This window comes from Amnibacterium sp., assembly GCF_051956055.1.
Classification (GTDB): domain Bacteria; phylum Actinomycetota; class Actinomycetes; order Actinomycetales; family Microbacteriaceae; genus Amnibacterium.
Window position 1 is genome coordinate 1 of the sequence record NZ_JBQCGC010000115.1, and the last position, 22,673, is coordinate 22,673.

24 protein-coding genes and 1 pseudogene are annotated in these 22,673 nt (G+C 73.9%); 13 read left to right on the forward strand and 12 right to left on the reverse strand.

What is annotated here, in order from left to right; translation table 11 throughout:
* Nucleotides 1-345: hypothetical protein (locus ACTHLI_RS15835; protein ID WP_440185710.1), on the reverse strand; the 345-nt coding region annotated here is incomplete at its 3' end.
* Nucleotides 346-423: 78 nt separating this feature from the next.
* Entirely contained in the window at nt 424-666 is a 243-nt protein-coding gene (locus ACTHLI_RS15840; RefSeq protein WP_440185712.1) for a hypothetical protein, read from the reverse strand.
* Nucleotides 667-707: 41 nt separating this feature from the next.
* On the opposite strand from ACTHLI_RS15840, the gene ACTHLI_RS15845 reads away from it, so the two are divergent.
* The 3 genes and pseudogenes from ACTHLI_RS15845 to ACTHLI_RS15855 all read left to right on the forward strand — a co-directional run bounded on the left by ACTHLI_RS15845 (nt 708) and on the right by ACTHLI_RS15855 (nt 3,993).
* Nucleotides 708-1,163, forward strand: coding sequence for a MarR family winged helix-turn-helix transcriptional regulator (locus tag ACTHLI_RS15845; protein WP_440185714.1), 456 nt, complete (start codon nt 708-710; stop codon nt 1,161-1,163).
* A gap of 88 nt (nt 1,164-1,251) precedes the next feature.
* Nucleotides 1,252-1,723 (forward strand): annotated as a pseudogene (locus ACTHLI_RS15850) (phage tail protein).
* Nucleotides 1,724-1,953: 230 nt separating this feature from the next.
* Nucleotides 1,954-3,993, forward strand: a complete 2,040-nt coding sequence (locus tag ACTHLI_RS15855; protein ID WP_440185716.1) for a potassium transporter Kup — start codon at nt 1,954-1,956, stop codon at nt 3,991-3,993.
* Between the two features lie 9 nt (nt 3,994-4,002).
* Here ACTHLI_RS15855 and msrA read toward each other — a convergent pair whose 3' ends face one another.
* The 4 genes from msrA to ACTHLI_RS15875 are packed head-to-tail and all read right to left on the reverse strand — an operon-like array spanning nt 4,003 to nt 7,250.
* Nucleotides 4,003-4,518 (reverse strand): peptide-methionine (S)-S-oxide reductase MsrA, encoded by a 516-nt coding sequence (msrA, locus tag ACTHLI_RS15860; protein ID WP_440185718.1) that lies wholly within the window; start codon nt 4,516-4,518, stop codon nt 4,003-4,005.
* A 1-nt stretch (nt 4,519) separates the two neighbouring features.
* Nucleotides 4,520-5,770 carry an MFS transporter gene (locus ACTHLI_RS15865; RefSeq protein ID WP_440185720.1) on the reverse strand — a complete coding sequence of 417 codons (1,251 nt, stop codon included), beginning with the start codon at nt 5,768-5,770 and terminating at the stop codon, nt 4,520-4,522.
* 11 nt (nt 5,771-5,781) lie between these two features.
* The gene (locus ACTHLI_RS15870; RefSeq protein WP_440185722.1) at nt 5,782-6,474 is read right to left on the reverse strand and encodes a trimeric intracellular cation channel family protein; all 693 of its coding nucleotides are present in this window, start codon (nt 6,472-6,474) and stop codon (nt 5,782-5,784) included.
* On the reverse strand, nt 6,471-7,250 hold the full coding sequence (locus ACTHLI_RS15875) for an alpha/beta fold hydrolase (RefSeq protein WP_440185724.1): 780 nt from the start codon (nt 7,248-7,250) through the stop codon (nt 6,471-6,473). Before ACTHLI_RS15875 ends, ACTHLI_RS15870 begins: the two co-directional genes overlap by 4 nt.
* Nucleotides 7,251-7,375: 125 nt before the next feature.
* Here ACTHLI_RS15875 and ACTHLI_RS15880 point away from each other — a divergent pair, with 125 nt between their 5' ends.
* From ACTHLI_RS15880 to ACTHLI_RS15900, 5 genes are all read left to right on the forward strand, one after another.
* On the forward strand, nt 7,376-7,723 hold the full coding sequence (locus ACTHLI_RS15880; protein WP_440185726.1) for a hypothetical protein: 348 nt from the start codon (nt 7,376-7,378) through the stop codon (nt 7,721-7,723).
* Between the two features lie 20 nt (nt 7,724-7,743).
* The gene (locus ACTHLI_RS15885; RefSeq protein ID WP_440185728.1) at nt 7,744-8,595 is read left to right on the forward strand and encodes an arginase family protein; all 852 of its coding nucleotides are present in this window, start codon (nt 7,744-7,746) and stop codon (nt 8,593-8,595) included.
* A 69-nt stretch (nt 8,596-8,664) separates the two neighbouring features.
* On the forward strand, nt 8,665-10,095 hold the full coding sequence (locus ACTHLI_RS15890; protein WP_440185730.1) for a dihydrolipoyl dehydrogenase family protein: 1,431 nt from the start codon (nt 8,665-8,667) through the stop codon (nt 10,093-10,095).
* Nucleotides 10,092-10,940 carry an SDR family NAD(P)-dependent oxidoreductase gene (locus ACTHLI_RS15895; RefSeq protein ID WP_440185732.1) on the forward strand — a complete coding sequence of 283 codons (849 nt, stop codon included), beginning with the start codon at nt 10,092-10,094 and terminating at the stop codon, nt 10,938-10,940. Before ACTHLI_RS15890 ends, ACTHLI_RS15895 begins: the two co-directional genes overlap by 4 nt.
* 9 nt (nt 10,941-10,949) lie before the next feature.
* Nucleotides 10,950-12,107, forward strand: coding sequence for an SLC13 family permease (locus ACTHLI_RS15900; protein WP_440185734.1), 1,158 nt, complete (start codon nt 10,950-10,952; stop codon nt 12,105-12,107).
* Here ACTHLI_RS15900 and ACTHLI_RS15905 read toward each other — a convergent pair whose 3' ends face one another.
* From ACTHLI_RS15905 to ACTHLI_RS15925, 5 genes are read right to left on the reverse strand one after another with little or no spacing between them, the layout of a single operon-like run.
* Nucleotides 12,108-13,544: an amidase gene (locus ACTHLI_RS15905; RefSeq protein ID WP_440185736.1), complete on the reverse strand. Its 1,437-nt coding sequence runs from the start codon at nt 13,542-13,544 to the stop codon at nt 12,108-12,110.
* Between the two features lie 2 nt (nt 13,545-13,546).
* A complete protein-coding gene (locus ACTHLI_RS15910; protein WP_440185738.1) occupies nt 13,547-14,128 on the reverse strand; it encodes an N-acetyltransferase family protein in 582 nt (193 codons plus the stop codon).
* Between the two features lie 18 nt (nt 14,129-14,146).
* Nucleotides 14,147-14,848, reverse strand: coding sequence for a uracil-DNA glycosylase (locus tag ACTHLI_RS15915; protein WP_440185756.1), 702 nt, complete (start codon nt 14,846-14,848; stop codon nt 14,147-14,149).
* Complete coding sequence (locus ACTHLI_RS15920) at nt 14,845-15,327, reverse strand: phosphoribosyltransferase (protein WP_440185740.1); 483 nt, start codon at nt 15,325-15,327, stop codon at nt 14,845-14,847. Before ACTHLI_RS15920 ends, ACTHLI_RS15915 begins: the two co-directional genes overlap by 4 nt.
* Nucleotides 15,324-16,067, reverse strand: coding sequence for a FadR/GntR family transcriptional regulator (locus ACTHLI_RS15925; protein ID WP_440185742.1), 744 nt, complete (start codon nt 16,065-16,067; stop codon nt 15,324-15,326). Before ACTHLI_RS15925 ends, ACTHLI_RS15920 begins: the two co-directional genes overlap by 4 nt.
* 170 nt (nt 16,068-16,237) lie before the next feature.
* Here ACTHLI_RS15925 and ACTHLI_RS15930 point away from each other — a divergent pair, with 170 nt between their 5' ends.
* The 3 genes from ACTHLI_RS15930 to ACTHLI_RS15940 all read left to right on the forward strand — a co-directional run bounded on the left by ACTHLI_RS15930 (nt 16,238) and on the right by ACTHLI_RS15940 (nt 19,684).
* Complete coding sequence (locus tag ACTHLI_RS15930) at nt 16,238-18,622, forward strand: phosphoketolase family protein (RefSeq protein ID WP_440185744.1); 2,385 nt, start codon at nt 16,238-16,240, stop codon at nt 18,620-18,622.
* Entirely contained in the window at nt 18,604-19,005 is a 402-nt protein-coding gene (locus ACTHLI_RS15935) for a DUF2568 domain-containing protein (protein ID WP_440185746.1), read from the forward strand. The genes ACTHLI_RS15930 and ACTHLI_RS15935 overlap by 19 nt, the downstream gene beginning before the upstream one ends.
* Nucleotides 19,006-19,279: 274 nt before the next feature.
* Complete coding sequence (locus tag ACTHLI_RS15940; RefSeq protein WP_440185748.1) at nt 19,280-19,684, forward strand: hypothetical protein; 405 nt, start codon at nt 19,280-19,282, stop codon at nt 19,682-19,684.
* A 5-nt stretch (nt 19,685-19,689) separates the two neighbouring features.
* On the opposite strand, the gene ACTHLI_RS15945 is transcribed toward ACTHLI_RS15940, so the two are convergent.
* Complete coding sequence (locus ACTHLI_RS15945; protein WP_440185750.1) at nt 19,690-20,460, reverse strand: SDR family oxidoreductase; 771 nt, start codon at nt 20,458-20,460, stop codon at nt 19,690-19,692.
* Nucleotides 20,461-20,533: 73 nt separating this feature from the next.
* On the opposite strand from ACTHLI_RS15945, the gene ACTHLI_RS15950 reads away from it, so the two are divergent.
* Complete coding sequence (locus ACTHLI_RS15950) at nt 20,534-21,847, forward strand: bifunctional o-acetylhomoserine/o-acetylserine sulfhydrylase (RefSeq protein ID WP_440185752.1); 1,314 nt, start codon at nt 20,534-20,536, stop codon at nt 21,845-21,847.
* Between the two features lie 19 nt (nt 21,848-21,866).
* On the forward strand, nt 21,867-22,673 hold an 807-nt coding region (locus ACTHLI_RS15955), incomplete at its 3' end, for an alpha/beta fold hydrolase (protein ID WP_440185754.1).

Below are 22,673 nucleotides of genomic sequence, written 5' to 3' on the forward strand. Positions count from 1 at the left end.
GGCCGTGCCCTCGGCGGTTTGAATGGTGCGCCCCGGGGCCCGCACCGCGGACTCCACGTCCGTCGGCCGCGCCCACGGGGGCGGGTGGGTCCTGCCGTCCGCCGCCGACGTCGCCGCGGTGCGGTCCGCCGTCCTGACCGCCGCAGCGGTCCTCGCGGCGGCGGCCGCGGAGGACGCGCTGCTCACCTCGACCACGGTCACCGCGCCGCCCGCGACGACCAGCACGGCCGCGATGGACGCGCCGACGAGGATCCGGCGGCGTCGGCGCCGTCGCCGCACCTCCGCCTCCCGCTCGGCCGCCGCCTTCGCCCGCGCCGCGCGCCGCGCGTCCGCCTTCGTCACCACGCGCACGAGTGTGGCGTCGGCCCGCGGTCGCGGAGCGGATCCGCGGGCGCTCCTTGGCGAACGCTTACCCGCGACGCGTCAGGCCCAGGTGCTCCGCGGAGGACAGATCATGCGGGTGGGACGCGAGGGGTCGTCGCTGCGCGCGAGCTCGTGCAGCGCCATCGGCCCGTGGCAGACGGGGCACCGCGGGTCGTCGGGCAGCCGGTAGGGCTCCTCCGGGTGTCCGGCGCCCACCTGCGCGGGTCCCATGAACGGCAGGAGGTTCTTGTCGAGTCCCCGCGCGCCGCCGAAGAGGCGTTCGCGGAGTGTGCGCCGACCCATGCTTCGTATCCTAACAGTTCGTGCACGACTAGACTGCCCGGATGCCGGACACCGAGGACCCGCTGGCGCTCGACCGCCAGGTCTGCTTCGCACTCGCCGCGACGAGCAGGAGCGTGATCGGCGTCTACCGGCCGATCCTCGAGCCGCTCGGGCTGACCCATCCGCAGTACCTCGTGCTGCTCGCGCTGTGGGAGCGGAGCCCGCGCACGGCGCGCGACATCGCGGACACCCTCTACCTGGAGCCGCCGACCCTCTCGCCGCTCCTCAAGCGGCTCGAGGCCATCGGCTACGTGTCGAGGGAGCGCAACCCGGACAACGAGCGCGAGCTCCGCATCGGCCTCACGGAGCGCGGTCGCGCCCTGCGGGCCCGCGCCGAGGAGGTGCCGGGCCGGGTCGTCGAGCGGCTCGGCGTCCCGCTCTCGGTGCTGGAGGAGGCGCGCGACCGGCTCTCGGAGCTGCTCGCGGCGACCAGGCGGGTGACGGATCGGGCCGGCTGACGGCGACCGGCCAGCAGGATCGGAGAAGCGGGGGCTCGCCCCGGCTGCGAGGATCGCGCTGCACCCGCACCAGGAGGAGGAAACCCGGATGCCATACGCCGTCGACTTCACGACCGTGTCGACCACCGGGCTGGAGTCCTCGCCCGTCGCGGAGGCGCTCGCAGGCCTGCGGGCGAACGAGGCGCGCTACTTCAAGAACAAGTACGACCACGTGTTCACCGTCGAGCGGGCCGACGAGCCCGCCGGCGCGGCCGCGGTCGACCGGGTGCGCGGCATCCTGCAGCGCGAGCGCGATCTGGTCATCGCCTCCCCCCCCCCCGCTCGAGGCGACCGACTTCGAGGTCGACGGCATCCGGATGACGTACGTCTTCCATGAGAGCGGCCTCGCCGTGAACGTGATGTACGCGCTCGCCGACGACGGCAAGCGCGCCGTGGGGTTCAAGCTCTCCGACGGCATGCCCGTGCCGGAGGAGCTGGGCGCGTTCCGGTTCGCCCGGCAGCGGTCGCGGCTCGCCGGCACGATCCGGGGCTCGTACTTCGTGCTCAAGCAGGAGCACTGACCCGGGAAGACTGTGGGGGTGCAGCCCGGCGCCGGGCTCACCCTGACCACCCTCCACGACACCGCCGGTCCGTTCGGCAGCTCCGCGCAGACGCTCACCGTCCGTCCGCGCTGAACCGCGCCCCGGGGTTCCTGGACGGGCGCGGGCTCGCGCTGACGTACCCTCGCGGGGGCCGCCGGAAGGTCCGAGAGGGCCGCGGCGGCGGAACGGGTACGAGGAGGAACGGCGCGATGGGTCGGTCGAAGGAGTCCGAGCACCCCGCTCCCGCGGCGGCCGACGAGTCGGAGGCCGGCGAGGGCGTCGTCGAGCCCGCCGATCCGGAGGGCGCCCAGTCGACCGAGACCGGGCTGCCGACCGACGGGGCGACCGCCCACGGCGGGGCGGTCCGCGGCGGCATCGTCGCGATGGGGCTCGCTGCGCTCGGGGTCGTGTTCGGCGACATCGGCACCAGCCCGCTCTACGCGCTGCGGACCGTCTTCACGATCGACGGCGGGATCGTGCGCGCGAACGCCGCCGACGTCTACGGCGTCGTGTCGCTGATGTTCTGGAGCATCACCGTCATCGTGTCGCTCAAGTACGTCACGATCCTCATGCGCGCGGACAACGACGGTGAGGGCGGCGTGATGGCGCTCGCCGCGCTCGCGCAGCGGATCCGCAGGCACCGCGTCCGCAGCAGCGGCGTCTTCCTGCTGATCGGCATCGTCGGCGTCTCGCTCTTCTACGGCGACTCGCTCATCACGCCGGCGATCAGCGTGCTGTCCGCGGTCGAGGGGGTGAAGGTCGCGGCGCCCGCGATCGGGCACCTCACCGTGCCGATCGCGGCGGTCATCCTCGCCGCGCTCTTCTTCCTGCAGCGCTTCGGCACCGGCAAGGTGGGCAACCTGTTCGGTCCCGTGATGCTGCTGTGGTTCGCCGTGCTCGCCGTCGCGGGCCTCGGCCAGGTGGTGCACGACCCGTCCGTCCTGCAGGGGCTCTCCCCGTCATGGGCGGTCGTGTTCGTCGCCGCGCACCCCGCGATCGCCTTCGTGGCGATGGGCGCGGTGGTGCTCGTGATCACCGGGGCGGAGGCGCTCTACGCGGACATGGGCCACTTCGGCAGGTCGCCCATCCGGCGCGCCTGGTTCTTCGTCGTGTTCCCCGCGCTGACGCTCAACTACCTCGGTCAGGCCTCGCTCGTGCTGTCGCAGCCGTCCGCGCGCTCCGACCCGTTCCTGCTGCTCTTCCCGGAGGCGCTGCGGCTGCCGGTCGTGGTGCTCGCGACGGCCGCGACGATCATCGCGAGCCAGGCGGTGATCTCGGGCGCCTTCTCGCTGTCGCGGCAGGCGGTGCTGCTGGGGCTGCTGCCGCCGCTGACCATCCGGCAGACCTCGAAGCACGAGAGCGGGCAGATCTACCTGCCGGCGGTGAACGGCCTGCTCTTCGTCGGCGTGCTGGCGATCATGATCTCGTTCGGCTCCTCCGACCGCCTCGCGACGGCGTACGGCGTCTCCGTCACCGGCGCGCTCGTCGTCGACAGCGTGCTGCTGCTCACCGTCGCGCCGCTGCTCTGGCGCTGGCGGGCGTGGCAGGTCACGCTCGCCGCGATCGCGTTCGCGGGCCTCGAGCTGGTGTTCCTGTCCGGGAACCTCTCGAAGATCGTGCACGGCGGCTGGGTGCCGCTCCTCATCGCGGCGGCCGTCATCCTCGTGATGACGACGTGGCGGCGGGGCCGGCAGCTCGTCTCCGACGACCGGCGGGACAAGGAGGGCTCCCTCGCCGACTTCGTCGAGGAGGTGCGCTCGAGCGGCCTCACCCGCGTGCCCGGCGTCGCGATCTTCCCGCACCCGAACCGCGAGACGGTCCCGCTGGCGCTCCGCGCGAACGTCGACCACAACCACGTGCTCCACGAGCGGGTGGTGATCGTCTCGATCGAGATCCTCGGCATGCCGCAGGTGCCGCCCCAGAAGCGGTTCTCGTACGACGAGCTCGGCTACGCGGACGACGGCGTCGAGCACCTCACGATCCGCTTCGGCTTCTCCGAGTCCCCCGACGTGCCGGCCGCCATGCGGGCGGCGTGCCACACCGGCGCGCTCGACGTGGACCCGGCGACGATGGACACGGCCTCGTTCTTCGTCTCCCGCGGCGCCATCCGGCGCACCCGGACCACGGGGATGGTGCGGTGGCGGAAGGCGTTCTTCGTCGGGCTCGCGCACAACGCGGCCGACCCGGCGGCACGCTTCCGGCTGCCGTCCGACCGCACCGTGACGATGGGCAGCGACGTCGACATCTGACCCGTCGGGTCAGGCGTGCTGCTCCTGCCGACGCGGGAGCGTCCAGCCCGGCCGCACGAAGTGGCAGGTGTACCCGTGCGGGTGCTTCTCCAGGTAGTCCTGGTGCTCCTCCTCCGCCTCCCAGAACGCGCCGGCGGGCTCGACCTCGGTGACCACCTTCCCCGGCCAGAGCCCGGAGGCGTCGACGTCCGCGATCGTGTCGAGCGCGACCCTCCGCTGCTCGTCGCTCGTGAAGAAGATCGCCGAGCGGTAGCTGCGACCGACGTCGTTGCCCTGGCGGTCGCGCGTGGACGGGTCGTGGATCTGGAAGAAGAACTCGAGGATCTCGCGGTAGGAGATCAGCGCGGGGTCGAACACGATCTCGACGCTCTCCGCGTGGTCGCCGTGGCGGCGGTAGGTCGCGTTCGGCGTCGACTCGTCGCCGGAGTAGCCGACGCGGGTCGAGAGCACCCCCGGGCGGCGGCGCAGCAGCTGCTGCGCACCCCAGAAGCAGCCGCCGGCGAGGATCGCGGTCTCGGTGCTCATGTCAGGACTCCTTCACGTCGGTGTCGATCAGGGGCGCGGTGCGCCCACCGGGTGCAACCGCCCGCGGGCTCGGATCGTTCCCGGGCGACGCGGCGATGCGCAGGCCGCCCCTCCTGCCCACGGCCCAGACCGTCCACGCGAAGCCGCTCAGCACCGCGCCCGCGATGCACACCGCGGTCCACCCGCCGAGGTGCCAGAGCACGGCGGTGAGGCCGGACCCGACCGCGCCCCACAGGAAGTTGTTCGCCACGAAGGCCGTGTTGAGGCGGCTCCGTGCGGCCGGGTCGACCTGGAACATCCGCGTCTGCACCGTGATGTTGTGCCCCTGGATCGCGACGTCGAGGACGAGGATCGCGATCACGAGCAGGGGCACGCTGTGCGCGCCGAGGCCGCCGATGACGAACGCGACGAGGACCAGGGCCCAGGCGACGCCGATCGTCACGAGCCCGAGGCCGCGGTCGTGCAGCCGGCCAGCGCGCTGCGCGGCGATCGCCCCGGCGAGGCCCACGAGCCCGAACAGCCCGATCGTGCCGACCGGCAGCGAGAAGGGAGGCGCCGCGAGCAGGAACGTGAGCGCCGTCCAGAACATCGTGAACACGCTGAAGGACACGCCCCCGAGGACGAGGTTCCAGCGCACCACCCGCTCCCGGGCGACGATCCGGAGGACCGAGCCGATCAGCGCCGGGTAGGCGAGCCTGGTCCGCGGCGGCAGCACCGGGAGGGCCCGGGCGAGCAGCGCCGCGAGCAGCAGCGAGACGACCGCCGCGACGAGGTAGATCGCGCGCCAGCCGAGCAGCCCGGCGACGAACCCGCTCACCGTCCGGGACAGCAGGATGCCGATCAGGATGCCGGAGACGACCGTGCCGACGATGCGGCCTCGGTCGGCGTCGTCGGCGAGGTCCCCCGCGAGCGGCACCAGGATCTGCCCGCTCACGGTCGTGACGCCGACGAGCGCGAGGGTGACGGCCAGGACCGGGAAGGTCGGCGCGAGGGCGCTCGCCCCGAGCGCGACCGCCGCACCGGCCAGCGCGATCGGGACGAGCCGGTGCCGGTCCACGAGGTCGCCGAGCGGCACGATCAGCAGCACGCCGAGCGCGTACCCGAGCTGGGTGGTGGTGACGAGCCACCCCGCCGTCGCGGGATCCGTGCGCAGCTGGCGCGCGATCAGGTCGAGCAGCGGCTGCGCCCAGTAGAGGTTGCCGACCGCCGAGCCCGCGACGATCGCGAACAGCACCGCGAGACGGCGCGTCATGCGGGGTGCGCTCACCGCCGCACGACCGGGATGGCGCCCGTCTCGACGGCGACGCGCCGGCGGTGCAGGTTCCGCTGCTCCGGCAGGGAGAGGTCGAACACCACCGCGAGGAGCCGGACGACGCTGGTCACGACGAGCCCGACGACCGCCGCCACCGGCAGCGCGACACCGAAGGCGTGCAGCGCGGCGAGCACGGCGGAGCCGCCCGCCGCCGCGACGGCGTAGAGCGAGCCGACGTGCATCACCGCGACCGGCAGCCCCATGATCACGTCGCGGAGCACGCCGCCGCCCACCGCCGCGACCGCGCCGACGAAGACGGCAGGCACGAGCGGCAGGCCGAGGACGAGCGCCTTGCTCGTGCCGAACGCGCCGAACAGGCCGATCACGACCGCGTCGAGCCCGACGATGACGGCGTTCAGCCGCTGCAGCGGCCGCGCGAGGAGCATCCCCGCGAGGGACGACGCGACCGCGGTGATCAGGTACCAGTCGCTGTGCAGGGTGACGGGCGCGACGCCGAGCAGCAGGTCGCGGATGAGCCCGCCGCCCATCCCGATCAGGATGCCGATCACGACCACGCCCAGCAGGTCGAGCCGCCGCTGGCCGCGGAACCCGGAGGCGAACAGGGCCCCCTGTACGCCGCCGAGCCCGACGGCGGTGAGATCGGCCCAGAGCGGGATGACGAGCCCGCCCGTGCCGGCGCTCATCGGGGCACGCGGGCCGCGACCTCGCGCGCGGTCCCCTCCGGGTCCACGGCGTGGTCGTGCGACTCGGGGACGACGACGAGCTCGGCTGCGGGCATCGCGCTCGCGAGGCGCTCCGTGGCCGTCACGAGGAAGGGGAAGGTGGGTTCGCCGCGCAGGATGACGACCGGCATCCCCACCCCGGTCATCGCCGTCGTGGGGGTGTCCGCCGCCGCGGTGAGCAGCGCGTCGTAGACGACGGACTGCGCGAGCGGCACCAGCCCGGCGAACATCGGGCTGCTCCGGATCTGCTCGACGACGGGCGCGGGCAGCCCGACGGCCTCCCGCTGGAAGAGGGTCACCGCGTCCTCGGGCCTGCCGTCGTCGACGAGGGCCTGGAGGCGGTCCGGGAGGTCGTCCGCGAGGGGATCGACGCCGAAGTGCAGGGGCGGCTCGGAGAGGAACAGGTGCGAGATCGGCGCGCCCTGGCCCGCGGCGAGCAGGGCCAGGACCGCGCCGGACGAGTGACCGAGCACCGCGGCCCGGCCGCCGACCGCCGCGATCACGGCCGCGAGGTCCTCCACCTCCCGCAGCGGGCTGTACGGCGCGGTGTCGCCGGAGTCGCCCCGCGCGCGCCGGTCGACCGAGACGCCCGTCAGGCCGTGCTCGGCGAGCGCGGCGGCGAGGGGCGCACCCGCGGACCTGGTCGAGAAGGCGCCGCCCAGGACGACGACCGGGAAGCCGGTCCCCGTGCGCTCGAAGGCGATGGGGGTGCCGTCGGCTGACTCCGCGTGCTCCATGCGGTCAGTGCATCACGACCGTCCCCGCGGAGGGAAGCGGGCGCCGGATCGGGCGGCCTGTTCGCCCACGGCGAACGTGCAGGGTGTGCGGTCAGCAACCGAATCGCAGCGGGTGACCGTAAGCCATGGCCGAGCCCCGCACCTCCACCGCCGTCGTCTCCGGCAGCCCCGTGCCGCTCGACGCGGTCTGCTGCCGCTGCCGCCGGGAAGGCGTGTTCAGCGTCGCCCTGTTCGTGCTCACGATGGACGGGCCCCGTCAGGTCGGGGAGCGGATCTTCTGCGTCTGCGAGACGCGGACCGCGCCGAAGGCGACCATCACCAACGGCGACGCGAAGCGGACGGGCGACACCTGCGACCGCTGCAACCGGGTCTCCATGTACGAGGTCCCGTTCTACGCGATGACCCCCGCCGGGATCTCGCCGCACTCGACGCGCGTGATCTGCCGCGAGTGCGACACGCGACCGCGGCGGTGACCGACAACTAGGCTCGGCCCATGCCGGCCAGGTTCGTCGTCGTGCCGCAGTGGCAGGGGTCCTCGTCCAGTCGCGCGATGCGCCTGATCGACGGCGCGGAGGCGATCCGCGGCGACCTCCCGTCCGCCGCCACACTCACCGTCGACGTGCCGCTCGGCGCGGGCGACGCGGTGGGCACCGGCGTGCACCGCTACTCCTCGGTCGCCGCGGTCCGGGAGCGCCTGCGCGACGCGCTCGACGGCCTCCCGGCAGGCGAGCTGCCCGTCGTGATCGGCGGCGACTGCGGGGTCGAGCTCGCCGCGGTCGAGCACGCCGCCGCGTCCGCCGCCGCGCGGGGCGCGCGGCTCGGCCTCGTCTGGTTCGACGCCCACCCGGACCTCAACACCCCGGAGTCGAGTCCGAGCGGCGCGTTCTGCGGGATGGTGCTGCGGGCGCTGCTCGGGGAGGGTGCGGAGGGGCTGACCGCGGCGGCCCCCGTGGATCCGCACCGGGTCGTGCTCGCGGGCACCAGGAGCATGGACGACCAGGAGGCCGCGTTCGTGGCCGCGTCCGGGATCGCGGTCGTCGGCGCGGACGCGGTGGCCTCCGGGCTCGCAGCGGCGGTCGAGGCGCTCGACGTGGACGAGCTCTACCTGCACGTCGACCTCGACGTGCTCGACCCCGGCGAGTTCGACGGGGTGACGGACCCGCAGCCGTTCGGGTGCGGGGTGGCGGCGGTGACGGCCGCGATCGCGGCCGCGTCCGCGGGCCGCACGATCACCGGGGCCGGAGTGACGATGGTCGCCCCTGCCTCCCCCGACGACGTGGCGGGGTACCAGGGGACGATCCTCCGGCTCATCGGAGCGCTCACCGCATCGAGCCGGGCGCGCTGATCCCGCGCCCAGCGGACGTCAGCCGGGCGCGGATACCGTGCGCAGCATCGCGACAACGTGGAGGCATGAATGGGCCGGACGGTCGACCTGATCGTGATCGGTGCGGGGCCGGTCGGTGAGAACGTCGCCGACTACGCGCACAAGGAGGGGCTGACGGCGGTCGTCGTCGAGTCCGAGCTGGTCGGGGGCGAGTGCTCGTACTGGGCGTGCATGCCCTCGAAGGCGCTGCTCAGGCCCGGCGCGGCCCTGCGCGGCGCCCGGCACGTCGCGGGCGCGAAGGAGGCGGTCACCGGGCGCATCGACCCCTCGGCGGTGTTCGCGCGCCGGGACGCCACCGTGTCGGACTACGACGACGGCGGCCAGGTCGCCTGGCTCGACTCCGCCGGCATCGACCTCGTGCGCGGCCGCGCACGCCTGACCGGGCCGAAGCGGGTCGCGGTGACGCAGCCGGACGGCACCGAGGTCGAGCTCGAGGCCCGATCGGCCGTCGCCGTGTGCACCGGCAGCGCCGCGATGATCCCGACCATCGAGGGTCTCGCGGATGCGAGCCCCTGGACCTCCCGCGAGGCGACCTCCGCGACCGCGGTGCCCGGCCGGCTCCTCATCCTCGGGGGCGGCGTGGTCGGTGCGGAGATGGCGACGGCCTACACCTCGCTCGGCTCCGCGGTCACGATCGTCGTGCGCCGCGGGATGCTCGCCGGGATGGAGCCGTTCGCGGGCGAGCTCGTCGTGGAGGCGCTGCGCTCGCACGGGGCCGACGTCCGCCTGGGCGCGTCGGTCACGAAGGTCGTCCGGGAGGGCGGCGTCGTGACCGCGACGCTCGACGACGGATCCACGCTCGAGGCCGACGAGATCCTCGTGGCGACCGGTCGGACGCCCCGCACGCGCGGGCTCGGCCTCGACGCCGTCGGGCTGGCCGACGGCGAGTGGCTGCCCGTCGACGACACGATGCTCGTGGACGCGGCGACGAACGCGGACGAGCCGTGGCTCTACGCCGTCGGCGACGTGAACCACCGCGCCCTGCTGACCCACGAGGGCAAGTACCAGGCCCGCGCGGCGGGCCGCGTGATCGCCGCCAGGGCGCAGGGGCGGTCGCCCGACACCGGACCATGGACCAGGTTCACCGCGACGGCGGATCACGCCGCGGTGCCGCAGGTGACGTTCACCGACCCGGAGGTGGCGTCCGTCGGCCTCACCGAGGCGGCCGCGAAGCGGGCGGGGCACACCGTCCGGGTCGCGGAGTACGACCTCGCCGCGGTCTCCGGCGCATTCGTCTACGACGACCACTACGTCGGGCGCGCGAAGCTCGTCATCGACGATGAGCGCGACGTGCCGCTCGGGGCGACCTTCGTCGGGTACGACGTCGGCGAGATGCTCCACGCCGCCACGATCGCGGTCGTCGGCGAGGTCCCGATCCAGCGGCTCTGGCACGCGGTCCCGTCCTACCCGACGCTCAGCGAGGTCTGGCTGCGCCTGCTCGAGACGGACGGCCGGGCATGAGCGTCACGCTGCCGGCCCCCGGCCGGATGGAGGGCCGCACCGTCGTCGTCACGGGGGCGAGCTCCGGGATCGGCCGAGCCGCGGCGCGCGAGCTCGCGCTGCTCGGGGCCGAGGTCGCGGTGGTCGGCCGGAACCGGGAGCGCACGGAGGCGGTCGCCGCCGAGACCGGCGGTCGCGCCTTCCTCGCCGACTTCGACCGGCTCGACTCGGTCCGCGAGCTCGCGGCGGCGCTCACCGGCGCCTACCCCGCGATCCACGTGCTCGCGAACAACGCGGGCGGGATGGCGCCGCGCGGCGTCACGCCCGACGGGAACGGCATCACGTTCCAGCGCAACCACCTCGCGGGCTTCCTGCTGACGACCCTGCTGCTCGATCGCCTCCGGGAGACGGCGGCTGCCGCGCCGGGCACGGTCCGCGTGATCCAGACGGCGAGCGCCGCGAACACCTCCGGCCGCGTGCGGCTCGACGATCTCGACGAGCTCCGCGGCCCGTGGCTCGCGGGCTGGCGGGCGTACGGCACGGCGAAGCTGGAGAACATCCTGTTCACCCGCGAGCTCGCGCGCCGCACGGCCGGTTCGGGGATCGGCACCTGGGCGTTCCACCCCGGCTTCGTCGCGACGGGGTTCGGCGGCACGAACCCGTTCATCGCGCTCGGGAAGCGCTTCGCGCTCTCGCCGGAGGACGGCGCGCAGCCGCTCGTCCGGCTCGCGGCCGCGGCGAGCGTCCCCGCGCCCTCCGGCAACTACTTCTCCCGGCTGACCGCACCGGGCCGCACCGCGCCGCAGGCGGACGACGCGCGCACCGCCGCCACCCTCTGGGAGCTGAGCACGACGCGCGTCCGCTAGGTTCGACCCGTGGTGCTGGCCGTCCTCGGCGGCGGCCTGCTCATCATGGGCCTGGTCGCGGTGGCGACCGGGATCCTGCCGGCCGCGGACGCCGTCGCGCTCGGGGAGCGCATCGCCCCCGTGCTGGGGTTCGTGGTCGCGATCACGGTCGTCGCGGCGATCGCCGCCGAGGCGGGCCTGTTCGATCGGCTCGCGGCGCTCGCCGCCCGTCTGGCCCGCGGCCACGGCGGCGTGCTCTGGGTCCTCGTCGTGCTCGTGGCGGTCGCGTCCACCGTGTTCCTGTCCCTCGACACGACCGCGGTGCTGCTCACCCCGGTCGTCGTGACCCTCGCCAGGCGGGTCGGGCTGTCGCCGATCCCGTTCGCGCTCACCACGGTCTGGCTCGCGAACACCGGGTCCCTGCTGCTGCCGGTGTCGAACCTGACCAACCTGCTCGCCGAGTCCGATCCCGCGTTCGGCTCCGCCTACGTGGCGAGGTCCTGGCTGCCCGCCGCGGTCGCCGTGCTCGTGCCGGTCGCGATCCTCGCCGTGCTCTCCCGGCGCGCCCTCGCCCACCGCTACACCCCGCCGCCCGCGGCACCGGTCGCCGACCGGCCCCTGTTCGTCGTCGCCGCGGTCGTCGTCGCGCTGCTCGTGCCCGCGCTCGCGGTCGGCGACCCGGTGCTGCACGTGCCCGTCTGGGTGCCCGCGACGGTCGCCGCGGTCGTGCTCGCGGTCACCGCGGCGCTCCGCCGGCCCGGAGCGCTGTCCTTCCACCTGCTGCCGCTGCCGCTGGTGCTCTTCGTCTGCGGGCTGTTCCTCGCCGTCACGGCGCTCGGCCGGCTCGGGCTGACCGACCTCCTGACCGCTGCGGCCGGCACCGGCAGCGGGCCGCTGGACCTGCTGCGCCTCGCCGGGGTCGGGACCGTCACGGCGAACCTCGCCGACAACCTCCCGGCGTATCTCGCCCTCGAACCCGTCGCCGGGAACGAGCACCGCCTCCTCGCGCTCCTGGTCGCGGTCAACGCCGGGCCGCTCATCACGCCCTGGGCGTCGCTCGCGACCCTGCTCTGGCACGGGCGCCTCACCGCGGCGGACGTGCACGTCTCCTGGGGCCGCTTCGCGCTCCTCGGGCTGCTCGCCGCACCCCTCACCGTCGGGCTCGCCACCCTCGCGGTGCTGGTCTGATCAGTCCAGGAACACCGCGGGGTGGCGCCGGGGCCAGCCGAAGCGCCGCTCGAGCTGGCGGCCGATCGCGAGCAGCGCGCGTTCGCCGCCCGGGCGCCCGATGAGCTGCACCCCGGCGGGCCGGCCGTCGTCGGTGGCGCCGACGGGGAGCGTGACGGCGGGCAGCCCGGAGACGTTCACGAACGAGGTGAACGGGGCGGCCTGCACCTGCCGGTCGAACACCGCATCGGCGCCCTCCCCGCCCGCGTGGTGCCAGCCGATCGGGCGCGGCGTCATCGCGACCGTCGGCGTGAGGACGGCGTCGAACGGCGCGAAGGCGGCGATCGCGCGGCGCTCGAACGCGGCGGCGGCCTGCACGGCGGCGACGACGCGTTCGGCGGGCAGGGCCCGCCCGCGCTCCACGATCTCGCGCGTGTACGGCTCGAGCAGGGCGAGCTGCTCCGGTGTGCGGGCCGGGATCGTGGCCGCGCCCGCCTGCCAGAGCACCCGGAAGAAGTCCGGGTAGTCCTCGCCCGGTAGCCGCACGGCGTCCAGGCCGTGTCCGAGGTCCTCGAGCGCCCCGACCGCTCGAGCGACCGCGGCGAGCAGCTCGGGGTTGACGCGGATGTCGACGGCGTCGTCCCACACGGAGCCGTCGAGCACCCCGATGGAGAACCGGCCCTCGCCCCGGACCGCGTCGCCGAGGAACGGCTCCGCGTCGCCGCCCGGCACGGTGGCGTACCCGGCCGAGCGCACCCGCCCCTCCGGGCGCACGAGCGCATCGAGCACCATCGCGGCGTCGGCGACCGTCCGGGCGATGGGGCCTGCGGTGACGAGACCCGCCAGGCCGCCCTGCCCGCCATGGGCCGGGACGCGGCCCCTGGACGGCTTCAGCCCCACCAGCCCGCACCAGGCGGCGGGGATCCGGATCGAGCCGCCGCCGTCCGAGCCGATGGCGACCGGTGCGAGCCCCGCCGCCACCGCCGCCGCCGCGCCGCCGCTCGATCCGCCCGCCCCGGTCGACACGTCCCACGGGTTCCTGGCCGCCGGCCTGCCCGCGGGCTCCGTGAAGCCGGTCAGACCGAACTCCGGTGCGGTGGTCGCCCCGAGGACCACCGCGCCCGTGGCGTCCGTCGCGGCGGCGAGCTCGTCGGACTCGGCGACGATTGCCCCCGAGACGAGCCGGGAGGCGCCCCAGTGCGTGCCGGCGCGCCGGACCAGCTCCTTCTCGGCGAGGGGGACGCCCGAGAGCGGCGCAGGCCCCTGCCCGGCCGCGTCCACCGCCGCGGCGCGCTCGAGCGCGGGCGCGCGGTCGACCCGCGCGTAGGCGCCGAGCGCGGGATCGAGGCGGTCGATCCGCTCCAGGTAGTGCCGGGTGAGCTCGAGCGACGTCGTGTCGCCCCGGCGGATCCAGTCCCACTGCTCCTGCGCGGAGAGCTGATGGAGTGCGAACGCCATCGCTACTTGATCGTCCGCTGCATCATGACCGTGCCGATCCACCGGTCGAACTTGAACGCGACCCGGCCCATCCGGCCGGTCTCCTTGAACCCGAGCGAGCGGTGCAGGGCGATCGAGGACTCGGCACCGCTGTCCGCGATCACGGCGAGCAGCTGCTTGAGACCGGCCTGCCTGCCCGCCTCGATCAGCGCGCCGAGGAGGGCGGTCCCGAGGCCCTTGCCGGTCGAGGCGGGGCGGAGGTAGATCGACTCCTCCGCGGTGAACCGGTACGACCGCTTCTGGATCCACGGCTCCGCGAGCGCGTACCCCAGGACCTGGCCGCTCGGCGACACGGCGACGAGGAAGGGCAGGCCGAGCTTCGCGAGGTACGCGAACTTCGCGCGCCAGGTGCGGAGCGTCCTGGTCTCCGTGTCGAGGGTCACCATGGTGTTCGTCACGTAGTGGTTGTAGATCTGCCGGACGTCGGGGAGGTCGTCGGCGACGGCCGGCCGGATCCGGAACGCGAACTCCGGCTCCGGCGGGTCGATGCGCCGGAGGTGGAACGGCTTCGCCAGCCTGCGCGGCTCGTACTCCTCTTCCAGCACGGCGCGAGAGTAGCCGGATCAGTCGGGATCGAGCGTCCAGTCGACCGGCTCGGCACCCTGCTCGATCAGGAGCGCGTTCGCCCGGCTGAACGGCCGGGAGCCGAAGAACCCGTTCGACGCGGAGAGCGGGCTCGGGTGCGCCGACTCGATCCTCGGCACGTCCCCGAGCAGCGGAGCGAGGTTCCGCGCGTCCCTCCCCCACAGGATCGCGACCAGCGGGCCGCCCCTGGCGGCGAGGGTGCGGATCGCGTGCTCGGTGACGGCCTCCCACCCCTTCCCGCGATGGGACGCGGGCGTCCCCGGGCGCACGGTGAGCACCCGGTTCAGGAGCATCACCCCCCGCTCGGTCCACGCCGTGAGGTCACCGTGCGGCACGGGCGGCACCCCGAGGTCGCTCTGCAGCTCCTTGAAGATGTTCGTCAGGCTCCGCGGGATCGGGCGCACGTGCCGCTCGACCGCGAAGCTGAGCCCGATGGGGTGCCCGGGCGTCGGGTACGGGTCCTGCCCGACGATGAGCACCCGCACCGCGGGCAGCGGCGTGCGGAAGGCGCGGAGCACGTTCCGTCCGGCAGGGAGGTAGCCGCGACCCGCGGCGACCTCGTCGCGCAGGAAGTCGCCCATGGCGTGGACGGTGGGCTCGACCGGGGCGAGCGCCTCGGCCCAGCCCGCGTCGATGAGCCCCTCCGCCGCGAGGTCCGCGAGCGGCTTCCCCTCGCTCATCGCGTCGCGGACGCCGTCACGGGCGGCTCGGCCGACCACGGGAACACGATCCAGCGGTCGGTGTCCTTCCACGACCAGTCCGGGGCGAACACCGTCTGCGGCTTCGTGTAGAAGCAGGCGCTGCGGACCTCCGCGCCCATCCTCGTGAGGATCTCGACCGCGAGCCGCAGCGTGAGCCCCGACTGGGAGACGTCGTCGGCGAGCAGCACCCGCTTCCCCGCGAGCGAGGTGCCGTCGAGGTGCGGGGGCAGCAGCAGCGGCTCGGGCAGCGTCTCGTCGACGCCCGTGTAGAGCTCGACGTTGATCGACCCGCACCGCTTCACCCCGAGCGCGTAGGCGAGCGCACCGCCGACCAGCAGCCCGCCGCGCGCGATCGCGATCACGACCTCCGGCCGGAAGCCGTCGTCGGCGATCCGCTGCGCGAGCTCCCGCGTCGCGGTGCCGACCTCGCTCCAGGGCAGGACCTCGCGGAGCGTCACTCGCCGTGCTCGGACGCCGTGGCGGCCCGCTCGGCGCGCTGCCGCGCGATCTCCAGCAGCTCGAGGTCGATGCGGGCGTGCTCCCGCGCGATCTCGTCGGCGGCGTCCGGCCGACCGGCCGCGATCGCGTCGACCAGGAGGACGTGCTCCCCCAGCGCGCGGTCCTCCGCAGCGGGGATGCCGTCCGGCTCGCCCCAGATGTGCAGGGGTGCGCCGATGGAGATGTCCCGTTCCAGTGCGAGCAGCATGGTCTTCAGTGTGCCGTTCTTCGCCGCGTCCGAGATCGCGAGATGCAGCGAGGCGTCGGCCAGCTGCTTCTCCCGGCCGCTCGCGGCGCGCCGGTACGCGTCGAGCCGCTCGCGGAGGATCGCGATGTCGCCGTCGTCGCGGCGCTCGGCCGCGGCCCTGGCGATCGCGCCGTGGAGCCGGCGCATGGCCTCGAGCCGGTCCTGGATGTCGCTCCACCGGCTGCGCAACGTCCGCACGACGGCCGCGTGCGAGTCCGGGGTCCACTGCACCTTGACGAACGATCCCCCGCCGCGGCCACGCTGGGTCTCGATCAGCCCGTGCTCGTGGAGCACCGCGAGCGCCGCCCGCACGCTGGTGCGGCCGACGTGCAGCAGCCCTGCGAGGTCGCGCTCGGCGGGGAGCCGCGACCCCGGGAGGAACTCGCCGGTGGCGATGGCCGTGATCAGCCGGTCCGAGATCTGGGTGATCAGCGGTGTCGATTCCTTCGGCACGCGCCCTCCAATACGTACTCGTGCGCGACGCGCGCGAAACCATGATAGGGCTATCGGAATGGTCTGATGCACGCCTTTTCCGGCCGGCAGGAGGAACCGGTCATCCTCCGTTCACGCGCCGCTCGCGATCTCCCGGGCGGTCGTCCAGCGTCGTCGGCGATCGTGGGCCGATGACCAGCACCGACACCGGCCCGCGCCCCGTCTCCGACGACCTGCTGGCGCTGATCGACCGGTACTGGCGGGCGGCGAACTACCTGTCCGTGGGGCAGATCTACCTCCTGGCCAACCCCCTGCTCCAGGAGCCGCTCGCGCCCGAGCACATCAAGCCGCGGCTGCTCGGCCACTGGGGCACGACGCCGGGGCTCAACTTCGTCTACGCGCACTGCAACCGGGTGATCAAGGAGCGCGACCTGGACGCGATCTTCCTCGCGGGTCCCGGTCACGGCGGTCCGGCCGTGGTGGCGAACACCTATCTCGAAGGCACCTACAGCGAGCGCTACCCGCACATCGGTGCAGGCGCGGAGGGTCTCAGGCGGCTGTTCCGCCAGTTCTCCTTCCCCGGCGGCATCCCGAGCCACGCCGCGCCGGAGACGCCGGGGTCGATCAACGAGGGCGGCGAGCTCGGGTACTCGCTCATGCACGCGACGGGCGCGGTGTTCGACGACCCCGACCTCATCGCCTTCTGCACGATCGGCGACGGGGAGGCGGAGACCGGCCCCCTCGCGACGAGCTGGCACGCACCCGCGTTCCTCGATCCGGCCCGCGACGGCGCCGTGCTGCCGATCCTCCACCTGAACGGCTACAAGATCGCGAACCCGACGGTGCTGGCCCGCCTGCCCGAGGAGCAGCTCCGTTCGCTGATCCGAGGCTGGGGCTGGGAGCCGGTCGAGGTGGCGGGCGACGACCCGGCGCTCATGCACCGCGCCTTCGCCGAGGCGCTCGACCGGGTGCTCGACACGATCGCCGGGATCCAGGAGACGGCGCGCTCCGGGGCGGCGGACCCCGACGCGACGAGGGAGCCGCCGCGCTGGCCGATGATCGTCCTCCGCTCCCCCAAGGGCTGGACGGGGCCGAAGGTCGTGGACGGACGCCAGGTGGAGGGCACCGCCAGGGCCCACCAGGTGCCACTCGACCAGGTGCGGACGAACCCGGAGCACCTCGCGCAGCTCGAGGCGTGGATGCGCGGCTACCGCATCGAGGAGCTCTTCGACGCCGACGGCCGGCTGCTGCCCGAGCTCGCCGAGCTCGCCCCGGAGGGCGACGCGAGGATGGGCGCGAACCCGGTCACGAACGGCGGCGAGCTGCTGCGCCCGCTCGAGCTGCCCGACTTCCGCGATTACGCCGTCCGGGTCGACTCCCCCGGCTCCGGGCAGACGTCGGCGACGACGGTGCTCGGCGAGTGGCTTCGCGACGTGATCCACCTGAACCCGACCACCTTCCGCATCTTCGGGCCGGACGAGACCGCCTCCAACCGGCTGCAGGCGGTGTTCGGCGCGACCGACCGCGCATGGCAGGAGCCCGTCGTCGACACCGACGACCACCTCGCCCCCGACGGCCGGGTCATGGAGGTGCTGTCGGAGCACCTCCTGCCGGGCTGGCTCGAGGGCTACCTGCTGACCGGGCGGCACGGGCTCCTCACCTCGTACGAGGCGTTCGCCCACATCGTCGACTCGATGGTGAACCAGCACGCGAAGTGGCTGCACGACATCAACCGGATCCCCTGGCGGCGCGACCTCGCGAGCCTGAACTACCTGATCACGAGCCACGTCTGGCGACAGGACCACAACGGCTCGAGCCATCAGGACCCGGGCTTCATCGACCACGTCGTGAACAAGAAGGCCGAGCTGGCGCGCGTGTACCTGCCGCCGGACGCGAACTGCCTGCTGTCGGTGGCCGACCACGTGCTGCGCAGCAGGCAGTACATCAACGTGATCGTGGCGGGCAAGCAGCCGGCACTCGACTACCTCACGATCGACGAGGCCGTCGCCCACTGCACCCGCGGCGTCGGGATCTGGGACTGGGCGTCGACCACCGACGGGGAGCCGGACGTCGTGCTCGCGGCCGCAGGGGAGATCCCGACGATGGAGGCGCTCGCCGCGGCGGACCTCCTCCGGCAGCACCTCCCCGACCTGCGGGTGCGGATGGTCAACGTGGTGGACCTGATGCGGCTGCAGTCGCCCGACGAGCATCCGCACGGTCTCGACGACACGGAGTTCGACGCAGTGTTCACCGCCGACAAGCCGGTCGTCTTCGCCTTCCACGGCTACCCGGCGCTCGTGCACCGGCTCACCTACAAGCGGGCGAACCACGGCCAGTTCCACGTCCACGGCTACATCGAGGAGGGCACGACCACGACGCCCTTCGACATGGTGATGATGAACAAGCTGGACCGCTTCACCCTGGCGATGGACGTGATCGACCGGGTGCCGGGGCTCGGCTCATCGCAGGCCGTCCTGCGGCAGCGGCTCGCGGACGCGCGGCTCGCCGCCCGCACCTACACGCGGGAGCACGGCGAGGACGACCCGGCCGTCGCCGAATGGAGCTGGCCGCGCTGACCCGGGTCCGCGAGGCGGGCGGCGTCCGGCAGGATGTCGCGGTGCGGTTCCTGCTCGGTCTGAACGCGTCGCTCGCCTTCCTGCTCGAGCTCGCCCTGCTCGCGGCGGCGGTCGCGGTGGGGCTGCTCGTGCCCGCGCCGCTCGCGGTGCGGATCGTGCTCGCCGTCCTGCTGCCCGCGCTCGTGATCGTCTTCTGGGCCGTCGCGATGGCGCCGCGCGCCGCCCGCCGGCTCGCGCCCGGGCGGCGGCTGATCGCGCAGACGGCCCTGTTCGCGCTCGCGGCGCTCGCGCTCGCGGTGCTGGGGCAGGTGCCGTGGGCGGTCGCCCTGGCCGTGCTCGTCGCCTGCCGGATCGCCCTCGGCGTGCGCCTCGGCCGGATCTGATCAGGCCTCGGGCTCGACCTCGACGACACGCAGCATCGGCCGCGTCACGGGTTCGGCGAGCAGCTCGCCGTCGGTACCGGTGAAGACGAGCGCACTGCCCGCGGGGACCTCGAACCACATGGTGGCCTCCCTCGATGTCGGTGCCAGGAGGCTGGTCGCCAGCACCCGCGCCCCGGGACGAAACGCCGCGGACTCCCCCGCACTGGGGGCGACTTCGCTCCCTCCACAGGCCGATCCGGTGCGCGACGCCCCGCGGCGGTGCAGGCTCCCGGCCATGTTCGAACCACTGCTCCCCCTGACCACCGACACCGACCTCGTCGACATGGCGACCGAGCTCATCGGGCGCGCCGTCCGACGGCAGACCTGGCTCCTCGTGCTCGACGACGACCAGCGCCTCAGCCCGGTCGTGCTGCCCATCGACGGGCTGCCGGCCGACCCCGACCCCGACCACGTCGCCACGCTCGGCGCGCGCCTCGGCGAACTCGTCCGCACGGTGCCGGGCGGCGCCGCGGTCGTGCTCGTGTGGGAACGCCCGGGCAGCGCCGACGTGCGGATGCAGGAGGCCGACTGGATCGCGGGCCTGGCCGCGACGGACGCGCCGATCCGGGCGCAGCTGCTCGCGTCCGACGACGGCGTCCACCTCGTCGATCCCGCGTTCGCCGCGCTGATCGCGCGGTGACGCCCTCAGCGCTTGACGCGGAGCTCGCCCTTCACCGTCTGCGACCCGGTGCCCTGCGCGACCGGCTTCACCGTGATCAGGTCGAGGTTGACGTGCGGCGGCAGCTCGACCGCGTGGACGATCGCCTCCGCGACGTCCTGCGCGGTCAGCGGGTCCGCCACGTCCGCGTAGACGGCGTCCGCGCGCGCCCGGTCGCCCCCGAAGCGGTTGAGGGAGAACTCCTCCGTCGCGACGAGGCCGGGTGCGACCTCGATCACGCGGAGCGGCTCGCCCGCGAGCTCGAGCCGGAGGACGGCGACCACGGCCTGCTCGGCGGCCTTGGCCGCGTTGTAGCCCGCGCCGCCGACGTACGGGATCCTCGCGGCGATCGAGGTCACCGTCACGATGTCGCCGCTGCCGGCGTCCTCGGCGCCGTCGCGCAAGGACGGCAGGAGCGCGGCGGTGACCTGCTTCGTGGCGATCACGTTCGCCTCGAACATCCAGCGCCAGTCCTCGACGTCGCCCGCCTCGACGGAGTCGAGGCCCCGGGCGCCGCCGGCGTTGTTCACGAGCACGTGCAGCGGGCCGCCCGCGCGGACGTGCTCGGCGAGCGCCGCCACCTGCGCCGCGTCCGTGAGGTCGGCGGCGAAGACCCCGCAGCCGGTCTCCTCCTGCAGGGCCGCCAGCCGGTCCTCCCGACGCGCGACGGCCACCACCTCCCAGCCGTGCGACCGCAGCATGGCGACCGTCGCCCACCCGATCCCCGTGCTCGCTCCCGTGACCACCGCTCGCTTCATGCCCCCATTGAAGCGTTACGTCGCATTGCATCCGCTGTTGAGCCGGGTCCGCGCGCCCCATACGGTCACGACCATGGCTGAGCACACCTGGCACTTCGAGACCGAGCAGATCCACGCCGGGGCCGCCCCCGACCCCGTCACCAACGCCCGGGCCACCCCCATCTACAAGACGACCTCGTACGTCTTCGACTCCGCCGACCACGCGAAGAACCTGTTCGCCCTCGCGGAGTTCGGCAACATCTACAACCGCATCCAGAACCCCACCCAGGCGGTGGTCGAGGAGCGCATCGCGACGCTCGAGGGCGGGACGGCGGCGCTGCTGCTCGCCTCCGGCCAGGCCGCGGAGACCTTCGCGGTGCTGAACATCGCGCAGGCGGGCGACCACATCGTCTCGTCGAGCTCGATCTACGGCGGCACCTACAACCTCTTCAAGTACACGCTCGCGAAGCTCGGCATCGAGACCACCTTCGTCACCGACCAGGACGACCCGGAGGCCTGGGCGGCCGCGGTCCGGCCGAACACCAAGCTCTTCTTCGCCGAGACGATCGGCAACCCGAAGATCAACGTCCTCGACATCGAGGCGGTCGCGGAGGTCGCCCACGCGAACGACCTGCCGCTCATCGTCGACAACACGATCGCGACGCCGTACCTCATCAAGCCGCTCGAGCACGGCGCGGACATCGTCGTCCACTCCGCGACGAAGTTCCTCGGCGGTCACGGCACGGTCGTCGCCGGCGCGATCGTCGACGGAGGCCGCTTCGCGTGGTCGCAGCACGTCGACAAGTTCCCCGGCCTGACCGAGCCGGACCCGTCGTACCACGGGGCCTCGTACACGACCGCGGTCGGCGACGGGCTCGCGTACATCATCAAGGCGCGGGTGCAGCTGCTCCGCGACATCGGCGCGGCGGTCTCCCCCGACACGGCGTTCAGCCTGATCCAGGGCATCGAGACGCTCTCGCTGCGGATCGAGCGCCACGTCGCGAACGCGCAGGCGATCGCGGAGTGGCTCGACGCCCACGAGGACGTGGCGAACGTGAACTACGCGGGGCTGCCCGGGAGCCCCTGGTACGCGGCCGCGAACAAGTACGCGCCGAAGGGCGTCGGCGCCGTCGTGTCCTTCGAGCTGAAGGGCGGCGTCGACGCGGGGCGGAAGTTCGTCGAGAGCCTCGACCTGTTCAGCCACCTCGCGAACATCGGCGACGTGCGGTCCCTCGTCATCCACCCGGCGTCCACGACCCACTCGCAGCTCACGCCCGAGCAGCAGCTGACGACCGGGGTCACGCCCGGCCTCGTGCGCCTCTCGGTGGGTCTCGAGCACGTCGACGACCTGAAGGCGGACCTGGAGGCCGGGCTGCGCGCGGCCCGCTCCCTTCGCGCCTCCGTCTGACGCGCGCGTCGGACGCGGCATGGACTGGCAGACCTCGGAGGACGCCGTCGCGGCACAGCCCGTGACGGACGCCGACGCGCGCGCGCTCGTGGGCAAACCGCCCGCGAGCGGCGCGTGGCGGGAGGGCGACCCGGTCGCGGACCGGTCCTTCGCGGGGATCGGGACGGTCACCACGGAGGCGGGCGTCCCGATCCCGGGCGTGCGCATCGCGTACGAGACGTGGGGACGGCTGGCTCCCGAACGCGACAACGCGGTGCTCGTGCTGCACGCGCTGACCGGTGACCCGCACCTCGCGGGACCGGCGGGCCCCGGCCAGCCCACCGACGGCTGGTGGGAGGGGATCGTCGGTCCCGGCCTCGCGCTCGACACCGACCGCTGGTTCGTCGTCGCGCCGAACGTGCTCGGCGGCTGCGCGGGCACCACCGGGCCCGCCTCCCTCGGGCCCGATCAGACGGAGTGGGGCGGCCGGTTCCCGTACCTCACGATCCGCGACCAGGTCGCCGCCCAGCTCGCGTTCGCCGACGTGATGCGGATCGATCGCTTCGCGGCCGTGATCGGCGGGTCCATGGGCGGCATGCACGCGCTCGAATGGGCGGTCGGCGCGCCGGAGCGGGTCGCGCGCCTCGCGGTGCTCGCCGCGCCCGCCGCCGCCAGCGCGGACCAGATCGCCCTGAACTTCGTGCAGACGGAGGCGGTGCGGGCCGATCCGCGCTTCCGCGGCGGCGACTACTACGACGCGGTCGACGGAGACGGCCCGCACCGCGGGGGGGGGGGGGGGGGGCGGCGGGCGCGGGCCCGCGACCCCAGCCCGCCCCGCCGGCGCGAG